This is a genomic window from Massilia litorea, from assembly GCF_015101885.1.
Lineage (GTDB): Bacteria > Pseudomonadota > Gammaproteobacteria > Burkholderiales > Burkholderiaceae_D > Telluria > Telluria litorea.
Map to the genome: position 1 here is coordinate 3,580,329 of NZ_CP062941.1, position 11,789 is coordinate 3,592,117.

Sequence of the window (11,789 nt, forward strand, 5' to 3'; positions counted from 1 at the left end):
GGCGCGGGGACGCTACTTGGGCAGTTTCAGCTTGTCCAGCCGGTAGGCGAGCTGAGGACGCGTGATGCCGAGCAGGCGGGCGGCCTGGGTGACGTTGCCTGCGGCCCTGGCCATGGCCGTGTGGATCAGGCGCGCTTCGAACTGGTCCAGCTTGAACTCGTTATTCAGCAGTTGTTCGCACAGCGTGTCCGGGCTGGACGGGGCGCCCGGCGCGGGCGGCGTATGCAGGTGGCCGGACGGGGCGATGGCCTTCATGCCGCCGGCTTCGGCGAGGGTCGGAAACAGCGTATGGACGTCGATCATCTGGTTGCTGTCGGTGAGGATGACGCCGCGCTCCATCATGTTCTCCAGCTCGCGGATGTTGCCCGGCCATGCATAGTGCATCAGCGCCTGCAGGGCCTTGTCCGATACGCCCAGGATGCGCTTGCCGTACACGGCGTTGTACTTTCCGACGAAGTGTTCCGTCAGCAGGGGGATATCGTCGGTGCGCTCGCGCAGGGGCGGGATGTGGACGGGATAGACGTTCAGGCGGTAGTACAGGTCCATCCTGAACTTGCCGTTGGCCACCGCCTGCTGCAGGTCCTCGTTGGTAGCGGCGACGATGCGCACGTCGATTTTCTGGCTGTGCGTGCCGCCCACGCGTTCCAGTTCTCCTTCCTGCAGCACGCGCAGCAGCGAGGCCTGGGCGCGCGCCGACAGTTCGACGACTTCGTCGAGGAAGATGGTGCCACGGTTGGCGCGCTCGAACTTGCCGGGCCGGCTGACGGTGGCGCCCGTGTACGCCCCTTTCTCCACGCCGAACAGCTCCGCTTCGATCAGGTCCGGCGGAATGCTGGCGCAGTTGACCGCGACAAAGGGCTGCTCCGCGCGCGGCGAACCCGCGTGCAGGGCGCGCGCGAACACTTCCTTGCCCACGCCGGTTTCGCCCAGCAGCAGCACATTGGCCTTGCTTGCCGCCGCGCGCCGGATCAGCTGGCTCGCTTCGCGGAAGGCGCGCGAGCGCCCCACGGAATTGGCCGGGGTGTCCTGCTCGCTGGCCCGCACGGCTTCCCGCAGTTCGCTCAGCTGGCTTTGCAGGGCGAACAGTTCTTCGGCCATCGAATCGCGCATCAGCAGCCGCTGCGTTTCGGCGTGGTCTTCCCATTCCTCGGCCGGTTTTCCCACGATTTCGCAATGCGTGCTGCCACAGCCGGCGCAGGCCACCTCTTTGTAGATGATGGAGCGCCCCATGAAATAGGTGGTATAGCCGCTGGCGTAGCCAAGCTGGCTCCAGCACACCGGCTCCTTGCTGGTGTCGTGGTGCTGGAGGTAGACCTGCGCCTCGAACGAATTGCGCCACTCGAAGCGCCCGAAATAGCTCCCCTTGGCGAGGTCGAACTCCAGCTCCAGCGGCGTCACGTGCACGAGGCCGCGTATGCTGTGCAGTTGCGGCCCCACCATGAAGGCTTGTTCGACCGGCAGGTCCGGCCGCAGTTTGCGGGCCAGTTCCGCATCGCGCAATCCGGTCTGGTAGCCGTAGCGCATCAGCAGGGCGCGCGCGCGCTGCATGCCCATGGTCTCTACCAGCTCGTCGCGCAGCGCGCCCCAAACGCCCGCATGGTTGAGCATCACGCGCTGCTCGGACAGCCAGATGGTGCCCTGGTCTGGATCGAAACGTATCTGCGCGAGCAGGTCCTCATTGGAAGGTAACTGCGGGTTTCCCACTACTGCGCCTCCAGCGTGTTCATCGATGTTATCGGCGCATAGTGCCACAGATGCCCAGCCTCGTCAGCGATGTTCCGGAATCCGGACGTCACGATTTCATGAGGCCGGTTCACCGAATGATGAAGTGCCATGCCGGCAGCCTGCGCTACCACTTGGTGCGTGACGGCGCCGCGCTGCAGCGCGATGCCGCTCAGTAAGCGAAGGTCCCGGCCTGGGTGCAATCAAGATAGGCCATGCGCGTGCGCAACGACCAGATTTCATTGGCAATATTATGCAATGCCAGCGTTTTGTCGTGGACACGTTGACGCACGGCTGCAGGGGCCGACGGAATAATGTCGGTCAGGTCCGGCGCAGCGTCGGCGACTTTCACGAAGAGGGCGCTCCGGGCAGCGATGTCCGAAGAGAGCTGCGTGCAGGCGGCGTCGCCATTGTTTGCGGCCTGGGCTGCGGAGCCGGCACCGGTGCAGAGGGCGAAGCAGATAAGTGCGATCGATTTCTTCATCATCAGTTCTTTAATTTTAGAGTGGAGAAGCCCGCCAGCGAACTCGCGGGCTGAGTCTATTTCCTGGAGGAGAATAGGGCAGACTGATCAATTATTGTGCAGCGCACCATCGGACGCCAATTCTTTATGGTGATGTGGGATATTTCCCTAAGGCATAGGAGATGGCCTGATCCCCGACGGCGAACGACAGTGCCGGTGACAGGGACATTGACTCGCATGATGCGTTAGCGCCACGGGACTAGCTGCATCTGATGCCCAAACAATAATATTTGCTAGCATGGCAATAGCTGAATGTTATGATTCGCACATCTTCTATCGCCGATCTCCGTGAAGGCAGGCCATGCACCTCCTACTGAAAGTCAATCTTTCCCTGGCTGCGGTGTTTTGTGCCGGCTTGACGGTAACCGGCCTGATCAGCAAAAACGTATTGCAAGAAAACGCGAAGCGTGAAGTGATGAGCCACGCCAGCCTGATGATGGAAGCGGCATTGGCGGCGCGCAGCTACACCAGTGCGGAGATCAAGCCCCTCCTGGAAGCGCGGCTCCACAAGGAATTCCTGCCCCAGACGGTGCCCTCGTATGCCGCGACGCAGAGTTTCTCCAGGATGCAGGCGGCATTCAAGGAGTACAGCTACAAGGAGGCGACGCTGAACCCGACCAATCCGCGCGACCGCGTGGTGGAGTGGGAGGCCGACGTCGTGCGTAACCTGCGCGATCATCCCGACCTGAAGGAAGTGGTGGGCGAGCGCGCGACGCCGACCGGTCAATCGCTGTTCCTCGCGCGGCCGATCCGGATCAGGGACGCCCAGTGCCTGGCCTGCCATAGCGTGCCATCCGCCGCGCCAACGTCCATGCGCGCCCTGTATGGCGACGCCAATGGATTTGGCTGGAAACTCGGCGAAACAGTCGGGAGCCAGATCGTGTCGGTGCCGCTGGCTGTGCCCATGGCGCAGGCTGACCGCGTGTTCAATGTGATCATGACAGGGATGGTGGCGACCTTCGCCGGACTGCTGCTGGTCGTCAATCTGGTCATCTATCGCTTTATCCTGCGCCCCATGCGCAGGATCACCCGGATCGCCGACGCAGTCAGCGCGGGGAAGGCGGAGGTGGAACCGTTCGACATCCGGGGCAACGACGACATCGCGGTGCTCGGCAACGCCTTCAACCGCATGCGCCGCAGCCTTGAAAAAGCCATGGCGATGCTGGGCTGAGCGGGGACAGGATGGCACACGACGTCTTTCTCAGTCACTCGCACTTCGACAAGGTATTCGCCGACGCGATTTGCCACAGCCTGGAAGCGCACGGCATCCGATGCTGGGTGGCGCCGCGCGATATCCGGCCCAGCGAGGACTGGGCCGAAGCCATCATCGACGCCCTCGATACGGCGCGCGTGCTGGTGCTGGTGTTTTCGTCGAATTCGAACAGCTCTCCGCAGGTGCGCCGGGAAGTCGAGCGGGCCGTGAACAAGGGCCTGCATATACTTCCGCTGCGTATCGAGGACGTGCCCCTGTCCAAGAGCCTGGAATATTTCATCAGCACCCAGCACTGGCTCGACGCGATCGATGGTGAGTTCGGCTTCCATCTGGGTCAGTTGCGCGACTGCCTGTCCGTGCTTCTCGGGCGTCCGCCAACGGGGCCGGACACGTCGGCGGACCTGACGTCCGCTGCGCCAAGGCCACCGCAGCGCCCGCCGGCGCCCGTGCCGGCTACCGCCGCCATCGACAGCGCCGTGCTCGAAAGGATCGAGGGCCACCTGGCCAGGCTGATCGGTCCGATTGCGAAGGTGCTGGTGCGGCGCATGGCGCCCGCGGCGGCCGGGCCGGCGGAACTCATTGCCAGGCTGGCCGATGAAATCGACGATGCGGCTGAGCGCAAGTCCTTCATCGTGCGCTGCCAGGGCAGATATGAGTGAGCGCAGGCGCTGCGTCAGCACATCTGCGGGTCGGGCGCCACGGCAAGCAGGGGGAATGCAGATGCGCGAATTTCATTCGGCCGGAGCGGGCGGCGGTGCGCCTGCGCTGCTCGGCGAACCCGGCGTTGTGCGCGTCCAGAAGCGTGCCATGCGCGTCATGGTCCGTTTCGCCACGCAGCCGGAAACGATCCACACCCGCGAGGGCCCGGTCCGCGCCCGCGCCGGCGACGCCGTCGTGAGCGCGCCGACCGGCGAGCAGTGGCCGATCGAGCGCGCAGCCTTCGAGCAGCGTTACCGGCCGGCGGGCCCGCCTGGCGCCTACTACAGCGTGCCGCGCCCATCGCTGGCAGTCCGGATGACCGATCCGTTCGCGGTCGTGCTTGGCGACGGGGTGTCGCGCCTGTCCGGCCAGCCGGGCGACTGGCTCCTCGACTATGGCGACGGCCACTTCGGTATCGTCGGTGCCGAGATCTTTGCCGCGACCTACACCATGCTCGACTAGGGATTTATGGCATTTCATCAGCGTATCCAGGCACTGCTGCTCCTCGGCGTGCGCTTTCCTGCGGCGGCTGAACTGCCGGCCGTGGCTCCGCCAGCGGCCATCGCCGACCTGGTGAGCGCGATCGCGCCTGCGCAGGAAGCCAGCAACAACCGTGCGATCAGGTCCGGCAACCGCTATCGCAGCGCATTCTGGGGGCTGTATCTGCTGAGCGCCATGGCGGTGCTGTGCGCCGTGATGCCCCTGGCCCTCGGCTGGGACAACGGACGGCATGCCATGCATGCCTGGGCACCGTACTGGGCGGTGCTGGAAGTGGTCCTGATTGCCGTGCTGGGATTGCTGTATCGGCGCGGGCACCGCCAGGACTGGCAAGGACAGTGGCTGGCCAGCCGCACCGAGGCCGAACTGGCACGCTACCTGCCGCTGGTGGCGCCGCTGGCCGTCCCTGCGCATGCAGGCACCTCGCCCAGCTGGTATGCCCGGCTGGGAGCAGGCGCGCTGCATGTTTCCGACAGCCCGGCGATCAACGCATTGTGCGCCCGCCACGAGCCCGCCGTCGCCGCCACGCTGCGCGGCGCATGGTCGAGTCCCGCTTTTGTCGGGCAGTACGTGGACTGGGCCGTCGCCCAGTTCGACGCCCAGCGCGGTTACCACGACCACCTGGCGCTACGCAGCGAGGCCCTGATGCACCGCGTTCACAAGATCAATGCCTGCCTGTTCGTCCTGACGCTGGGGGGCGCGCTTGCCCACCTCGCCGTCCATTCGATGTGGCTGTCCTTCGTCACCATCTTCTTCCCCTCGCTCGGGGCGTCGCTGCATGGCGCGCTGGCGCAGACCGAGTCCTACCGCCTGGCCGCGACGGCGCGCCGGCTCTCCGCCGAGCTGGGGCAGCGCAGGGCGGCCATCATGGCCGCCCATGCCGAAGGCGACGAGGCCAGGGTACGCGCGGGCATCGAGGGCGGCTTGGGCCTGATTCTCGGTGAGCACCGCGACTGGCATATGCTCGTGCGTCCGCACCATCTGCCGCTGGGCTGAAGCCCCGGGTATGCTGCCAGGCGGCCTTACCGGGTATCCTCATCGGTCCGTTCAGCGGACTGGCGCGACATCGATCCAGTCTGCTGGGCCGACGCCAGCCGGACCGGCGCGTGCACCGCGTTCTGGCGCAGGACCGAATGCGGCTGGGTGCCCGGGCGCGCAATCGATGGCCGTCTCGTTCCCGGCGCCAGGTCGCTGGGCCGGTTCAGGCCCGTGGCCACCACCGTCACGCGCATTGCGTCGCCCAGCGTGTCGTCGAAGACCGCGCCGAACTTGATGATGGCGTCCTCGTTGGTCTGGGCGCAGATCGTGTTCATCACGAGCTTGGTTTCACGCAGCATCAAGGTTTCCTCGGAAGCGGCGATGTTGACCAGCACCCCGCGCGCGGCGCGCAGGTTGGCGCCGTCGAGCAGCGGACAGGCGATGGCCTCTTCGGCCGCCCTGGCGGCGCGGTCGTCGCCGGCGTGCTGGGCAGTGCCCATCATTGCCATGCCGGTCTGGCGCATCACCGTGCGGACGTCCTCGAAATCGACGTTGATCATCCCCGGCACGGCGATGATGTCCGCGATGCCGGTCACTGCCTTGCTGAGCACCTCGTCGGCGGCGGCGAAGGCCTGTTTTTGCGTGACGTCCTCACCCAGCACTTCCTCGAGCCGGCTGTTGAGGACGATGATGAGCGAGTCGACGCAGCGTGCCAGCGCCGCGATGCCTTCCTCGGCCACGCGCATGCGCCGCGGGCCTTCGAATTCGAAGGGCTTCGACACGACGGCGACGGTCAGGATGCCCAGCTCGCGCGCCACTTCGGCGACCACGGGAGCGGCGCCGGTGCCGGTGCCGCCGCCCATGCCGGCGGTGATGAAGACCATGTCGGCGCCCTTGAGCGCCTCGGCGATATGGTTGCGTTCGCGGGTGGCGCTTTCGCGTCCGACCATCGGGTCGCTGCCGGCGCCCAGGCCGCTCTCGCCGAGCTGGATGCGTTGTTCGGTGCGGGTATTCGACAGGGCTTGCGCGTCCGTATTCGCGCAAATGAATTCGAAGGTGGACAGTCCGGAGGATGCCATATGGTTGACGGCGTTACCGCCGGCACCGCCGACACCGATGATTTTGATGACCGTCGCCGGGGTGGGAATTATAGATTCGGACAAGGAAGACTCCGTTTGAAGAAATAGCGTTCGGCCGGCCGCGCACCTGCCGCGCACCAGCTGCGGCACGAGGTGACGCATGCCGAGCCCGTTAGACTACTTGCTGAGGCGCGCACGATAAAGCCTGTAAACGATTCAATCGAAACCATTTGTAAGAGCCCGTGCAATCATCGCGAAAGGCTGGCAGGCCAGCGGGGCAACCGCATTGCTTGACAATTCGATCATCCCTGACCACAATCGAACGACCGTTCGGTTTTCCTTCTTAAAGGGTCGCCATGACAAGTTCGACCGCAGTCGCCCACCGCATCTGCCCCTTCTGCGAGGCCAGTTGCGGCCTCGAACTGGACCTGGAGGAGGGCCGCGTCGTCCGCATTCGCGGCGACCGGAATGACGTGTTCTCGAAGGGCTTCCTCTGCCCCAAGGCCATCGGCCTGAAGGACCTGCACGACGACCCCGACCGCTTGCGCCTGCCCCTCATCAAGCGCGACGGCAAGTTCGTCGAAGCCAGCTGGATGGAGGCCTATGCGGAAATCGAGCGGCGCCTGCCGCCCATCATCGCGGCGGGAGGACCGGACGCGGTGGCGACCGTGCTGGGCAACCCGGTCTCGCACAAGATGAGCCTGATGCTCTACTTCCCGCGCCTGGCCAGGGCGCTCGGCACCCGCAACATGTTCTCGGCGTCGAGCGTGGACCAGGTGCCGAAGATGCTGTCCGTCGGTCTGATGTTCGGCAGCTGGCTGTCGGTTCCCGTCCCCGATATCGAACGTTGCGACTTCCTGCTGATCCTCGGCGCCAACCCGATGGTATCGAACGGCAGCCTGTGGACCGTGCCGGACTTCCGCGGCAAGGCCAAAGCACTGCGCGCGCGCGGCGGCAGGATGGTCGTGGTGGACCCGCGCCGCACCGAGACCGCCGAGGTAGCCGATGCACACCATTTCATACGTCCCGGCGCCGATGTCTTCTTCCTGCTCGGCATGGTTCAGGCGCTGTTCGAGGAAGGGCTGGTGCGGCCGGGCCGGCTGGCCGCGCACTGCAACGGGTTCGAGGAACTTGCCGCGGCGGTGCGGGACTACGTGCCCGAACGCGTTGCCGCGCGCTGCGGCATCGATGCCGCCACCATCCGCGGCCTGGCCCGTACGCTCGCCGCCACGCCGCGCGCCGCCATCTACGGCCGCATCGGCACCTGCACCCAGCAGTTCGGCACCCTGTGCTCCTGGCTGATCGATGTGATCAATGTCCTGACCGGCCACCTGGACGAGGAGGGCGGCGCCATGTTTCCCAAGGCCGCGGCATTTGCCGCCAACACGCGCGGCAAGCCGGGCGCCGGTCGCGGGGTCGTCAGCGGCCGCCATCGCTCGCGAGTGTCGGGTGCCGTCGAGGTGGCGGGCGAGCTGCCGATCACCTGCCTGGCCGAGGAAATCGATACACCCGGCCCTGGACAGGTCAAGGCGCTGATTGCGATCGCCGGCAATCCGGTGCTGTCAAGCCCCAACGGCCCGCGCCTGGCCGCCGCACTGGACGGGCTCGAGTTCATGGTCAGCCTCGACATCTACCTCAACGAAACCTCGCGCCACGCCGACGTGATCCTGCCCGGACCGTCACCGCTGGAGGACGCGCACTACGACGTCAGCTTCACCCAGTTCTCGCACCGGAATCACGCGCGCTACAGCCCGCCGGTGCTCCCGCGCCAGCCCGGCCAGCCCGACGAGTGGGAAAGCCTGCTGCGCATCGCCGCGATCGCGCAGGGGCAGGGCGCGAGTACCGACATCGAGGCGCTCGACGCCGCCGCGCTGGAACAGGAGCTCGACAAGTTGTTCGGTCCGGCCGCCGCGCAGGTGATGGCGGCGCTGGCCCCGCAGCGCGGGCCGGAGCGCCTGCTCGACCTGGCCCTGCGCACCGGCCCTTACGGCGACGGGTTCGGCCGTATGCCCGCCGGCCTCACACTGGACAAGATCAGGCAGGCGCCGTCCGGTATCGACCTGGGACCGATGACGCAGCGCATCCCGGAAGCCTTGCGCACGCCGTCCGGCAAGATCGAGCTGGCCCCGCCGATGCTGCTCGATGACCTGGCGCGCGTGGCGGCGGACCTCGCGGCGCCCGCACCGGATCTCGTGATCGTCGGCCGGCGCCAGCTGCGCTCCAACAACAGCTGGATGCACAACCTCCCGGCGCTGGCCAAGGGCGCCTACCGCTGCACGGCGCTGGTTCATCCGGTCGACGCCGCCCGGCTCGGCCTGTTTGACGGCGGCATGGCGCAACTGCGGAACGGCGAGCGCCGCATCGACGTCCAGGTGGAAGTGAGCGACGAGATGATGCCCGGCGTGGTCAGCCTGCCCCATGGCTGGGGCCATGACCTGGCCGGCACCCGGCTCGGCGTGGCGGCCGGGCGGCCCGGTGTCAACCTGAACGCGCTGCTCGACGAAAACCTGCGCGACCCCTTGTCGGGTAACGCAGTCCTGTCGGGCGTGGCAGTAGAGATGGCGCCGCTCTGAGGCGCCATCTGCCGGAACCGAATCAGGCCCGCGCTAGTACCACGGCCGGCTGCCTGCCGAGCACGAGAAAACCGAAGGCCGTCGCCAGCACGTACATGCTGGCGGAGTAGATCGCCGCCGGTACCATCAGCTTGAAGTCGCCCAGCACCGATACCGCGACAAAAATCGCCAGCGTCGAGTTGTGGATGCCGATTTCGTAGCCGATCGCGATCGCATTCGGCTTGTCCAGCCCCATGAGGCGCGGCACGTAGTAACCCAGTCCGAGGCTGATTGCGTTGAAGGCAATGACGGCCAGTCCGATCGAGGCGAACGAAGCGGTCAGCGAGGTCCACTCCTTGGCCATGGCGATCAGTGCCAGCGCGGCCAGGACCACTATCGAAAAAGCCTTCATGGGTTTTTCCGAGCGCGCGGCAAACGCCGGCGCCCGGCTTTTCACGAACATGCCGATCACCACCGGCACCAGCACGATGCCGATCACCTCGATCACTTTACCGGTTTGCATGGGCACGACCTGGCCGGTCCTGGCGAAGGTATTGATCGCAAAGTTGCCGATCAGGGGCAGGCTGACGATCGACAGCACCGTATTAATGGCCGTCAGCGAAATATTCATTGCGACGTTGCCGCCGAAAAGATGGCTGTACAGGTTTGCCGATACGCCGCCCGGTGAGGCCGCGAGCAGCATCAGGCCGACGGCGTACACCGGTGACACGTCCAGCGCCACGATCAGGCCGTAGCAGACTGCAGGCAGCACCAATGCCTGCAGCACGAGTGCCAGCACCACCGGTTTGGGATGGCCGAGCAGGCGGCGAAAGTCGGCAAGGGTGAGCGACAGGCCCAGTCCGAACATGATCAGGGCGAGTGCGCCGATCAGCAGGGTCGGTAACAGCGTGATAAAACTGCTCATTCATGTCTCCTTGTTGTTGGTATGGGAAAGAACAAATCACACGAACCAGTAGAGCGAGCGAGCCGGCCCGTCCCTCGGCCCGCCATCGGGGACGCAGGCGGGGTGAGGGAAGGGCCGTCGCGCGCGCCCGGGTCAGGACGGGTTAGGTCAGGTAGCTGTCGTCGACGCGGTCGAGCTTGCGTAGCAGCGCAGGCCAGGCGAAGGCTCCGCCCATTCCCGAGGTCTGGGCCCTGAGCGCTTCGGCGGCGCTGCCCAGGATCTCGGGTGCGATCATTCCCAGTTCGGCGCCGCCCGATTGTGCGGCCAGCTGGATCTGGCACGTGCTTTCGAAGGTGTACATCGACAGGAAGGCATCGGGGATGCTGGCGCCGACCGTCAGCAAGCCGTGGTTGCGCAACATGAGGAAATTGGCCATGCCCAGGTCGTCCTGCAGGCGCGGCTTTTCGGCATCGTGCAGCGCGACGCCTTCGTAGTCGTGATACGCGAGCGAGGCGAGAACGAACATCGATTGCTGGGATATCGGCAACACGCCATTGCGCTGGGCGCTGACGCCCACCCCGGCGCGGGTATGGGTATGAATCACGCATTGCGCGTCGTCGCGCACGGCGTGGATGGCGCTGTGGATGACGAAACCGGCGCGGTTGACCGGCAAGGGCGACTCGGAAAGCTTGTTGCCGTCCTGGTCGACCTTGATCAGGGACGATGCGGTGATCTCGTCGAACATCATTCCGTAGGGGTTGATCAGGAAGTGGTGCTCGGGCCCGGGCACCCGGGCACTGATATGCGTGAAGATCAGGTCGCTCCAGCCGTACATCGCAACGAGCCGGTAACAGGCGGCCAGATCGCATCGCAGTTGCCACTCGTCGGCGCTGACCTGGTCTTTAAGAGAAGGGATATGCATGCGGGTTTCTCCGGTGATGTGGGTTCAGGCCGATTGTTCGGCAGGCGTATCCGTCTTATAAATACTGCGGCGCGGCTTGGCGAATACGCGGCGCAGCATCGGCTCGAATTCGGAGAGCGGCAGTGTTTCCGCCTGCCTGTCGAATGCCGGCGCGTCGTACAGGTCGCAGAATTCGGCCGTGTAGTCGTAAAACTGGTGGCCCGCGAACTGGTCGCGCATCTCGCGGTTCAAGCCCAGGTGATGGAAAAAATAATAGCCCTGGAATACGCCGTGGTTCTGCACCATCCAGTGATTGGCGTCGGTCACAAAAGGTTTCAGGATGGCCGCCGCGATATCGGGGTGATTGAAGCTGCCCAGTGTGTCCCCGATATCGTGCAGCAGTGCGCAGACCACGTATTCCTCGTCCCGCCCATCCCGCAAGGCCCGGGTCGCGGTTTGCAGCGAGTGCGTATAGCGGTCGACCGGAAAGCCGCCGTAGTCGCCCTCGAGGATCTTCAGGTGGGCCATGATGCGGTCGGGCAGGGCTTTTGTATAGGGCACGAATTCCTGGCCGATCAGCTGCCAGTCTTCCCGGGTACTGTCCTTCATGTTGCTGAAACTTGCGCGCAAGTTCATGGTTGTCGTCTCCTGTTTCTTGTTCTGGAAAGAACCGCTGTGGTTCTCTACCGATGGTATGACAGGTAGCGCTTTGAGGTTGTA

Annotated in this window: 11 protein-coding genes; 5 read left to right on the forward strand and 6 right to left on the reverse strand. The window is 65.3% G+C overall.

Translation table 11 applies throughout. The features are described from left to right. Positions 1–12: 12 nt before the first annotated feature. Both LPB04_RS16125 and LPB04_RS16130 read right to left on the reverse strand, forming a co-directional pair. Positions 13–1,704: a sigma-54-dependent Fis family transcriptional regulator gene (locus tag LPB04_RS16125; protein ID WP_193685530.1), complete on the reverse strand. Its 1,692-nt coding sequence runs from the start codon at positions 1,702–1,704 to the stop codon at positions 13–15. A 190-nt stretch (positions 1,705–1,894) separates the two neighbouring features. After that, a complete protein-coding gene (locus LPB04_RS16130) occupies positions 1,895–2,209 on the reverse strand; it encodes a hypothetical protein (protein ID WP_193685531.1) in 315 nt (104 codons plus the stop codon). Between the two features lie 337 nt (positions 2,210–2,546). On the opposite strand from LPB04_RS16130, the gene LPB04_RS16135 reads away from it, so the two are divergent. The 4 genes from LPB04_RS16135 to LPB04_RS16150 all read left to right on the forward strand — a co-directional run bounded on the left by LPB04_RS16135 (position 2,547) and on the right by LPB04_RS16150 (position 5,651). Continuing rightward, entirely contained in the window at positions 2,547–3,416 is an 870-nt protein-coding gene (locus LPB04_RS16135) for a Tll0287-like domain-containing protein (RefSeq protein ID WP_193685532.1), read from the forward strand. An 11-nt stretch (positions 3,417–3,427) separates the two neighbouring features. Beyond that, positions 3,428–4,117, forward strand: a complete 690-nt coding sequence (locus tag LPB04_RS16140) for a toll/interleukin-1 receptor domain-containing protein (RefSeq protein WP_193685533.1) — start codon at positions 3,428–3,430, stop codon at positions 4,115–4,117. 61 nt (positions 4,118–4,178) lie between these two features. Further along, the gene (locus LPB04_RS16145) at positions 4,179–4,619 is read left to right on the forward strand and encodes a PGDYG domain-containing protein (protein ID WP_193685534.1); all 441 of its coding nucleotides are present in this window, start codon (positions 4,179–4,181) and stop codon (positions 4,617–4,619) included. Between the two features lie 6 nt (positions 4,620–4,625). Then, positions 4,626–5,651: a hypothetical protein gene (locus tag LPB04_RS16150; protein ID WP_193685535.1), complete on the forward strand. Its 1,026-nt coding sequence runs from the start codon at positions 4,626–4,628 to the stop codon at positions 5,649–5,651. Between the two features lie 26 nt (positions 5,652–5,677). Here the strand turns inward: LPB04_RS16150 and ftsZ are convergent, their stop codons facing one another. Further along, complete coding sequence (gene ftsZ, locus LPB04_RS16155) at positions 5,678–6,796, reverse strand: cell division protein FtsZ (protein WP_307727200.1); 1,119 nt, start codon at positions 6,794–6,796, stop codon at positions 5,678–5,680. A 272-nt stretch (positions 6,797–7,068) separates the two neighbouring features. Here ftsZ and LPB04_RS16160 point away from each other — a divergent pair, with 272 nt between their 5' ends. Beyond that, positions 7,069–9,285, forward strand: coding sequence for a molybdopterin-dependent oxidoreductase (locus tag LPB04_RS16160; protein WP_193685537.1), 2,217 nt, complete (start codon positions 7,069–7,071; stop codon positions 9,283–9,285). A 22-nt stretch (positions 9,286–9,307) separates the two neighbouring features. Here the strand turns inward: LPB04_RS16160 and LPB04_RS16165 are convergent, their stop codons facing one another. From LPB04_RS16165 to LPB04_RS16175, 3 genes are all read right to left on the reverse strand, one after another. Further along, complete coding sequence (locus tag LPB04_RS16165; RefSeq protein WP_193685538.1) at positions 9,308–10,189, reverse strand: bile acid:sodium symporter family protein; 882 nt, start codon at positions 10,187–10,189, stop codon at positions 9,308–9,310. 142 nt (positions 10,190–10,331) lie between these two features. Continuing rightward, positions 10,332–11,090: a class II aldolase/adducin family protein gene (locus LPB04_RS16170; RefSeq protein ID WP_193685539.1), complete on the reverse strand. Its 759-nt coding sequence runs from the start codon at positions 11,088–11,090 to the stop codon at positions 10,332–10,334. 24 nt (positions 11,091–11,114) lie between these two features. After that, on the reverse strand, positions 11,115–11,705 hold the full coding sequence (locus tag LPB04_RS16175; RefSeq protein WP_193685540.1) for an HD domain-containing protein: 591 nt from the start codon (positions 11,703–11,705) through the stop codon (positions 11,115–11,117). Between the last annotated feature and the right edge of the window lie 84 nt (positions 11,706–11,789).

Bases quoted from the DNA above. Each gene is read 5' to 3' on its own strand.
- LPB04_RS16140 (WP_193685533.1), top strand. From the start codon at position 3,428: ATGGCACACGACGTCTTTCTCAGTCACTCGCACTTCGACAAGGTATTC.
- LPB04_RS16130 (WP_193685531.1), bottom strand. From the start codon at position 2,209: ATGATGAAGAAATCGATCGCACTTATCTGCTTCGCCCTCTGCACCGGT.
- LPB04_RS16160 (WP_193685537.1), top strand. From the start codon at position 7,069: ATGACAAGTTCGACCGCAGTCGCCCACCGCATCTGCCCCTTCTGCGAG.
- LPB04_RS16150 (WP_193685535.1), top strand. From the start codon at position 4,626: ATGGCATTTCATCAGCGTATCCAGGCACTGCTGCTCCTCGGCGTGCGC.
- LPB04_RS16175 (WP_193685540.1), bottom strand. From the start codon at position 11,705: ATGAACTTGCGCGCAAGTTTCAGCAACATGAAGGACAGTACCCGGGAA.
- LPB04_RS16135 (WP_193685532.1), top strand. From the start codon at position 2,547: ATGCACCTCCTACTGAAAGTCAATCTTTCCCTGGCTGCGGTGTTTTGT.
- LPB04_RS16145 (WP_193685534.1), top strand. From the start codon at position 4,179: ATGCGCGAATTTCATTCGGCCGGAGCGGGCGGCGGTGCGCCTGCGCTG.
- LPB04_RS16165 (WP_193685538.1), bottom strand. From the start codon at position 10,189: ATGAGCAGTTTTATCACGCTGTTACCGACCCTGCTGATCGGCGCACTC.
- LPB04_RS16170 (WP_193685539.1), bottom strand. From the start codon at position 11,090: ATGCATATCCCTTCTCTTAAAGACCAGGTCAGCGCCGACGAGTGGCAA.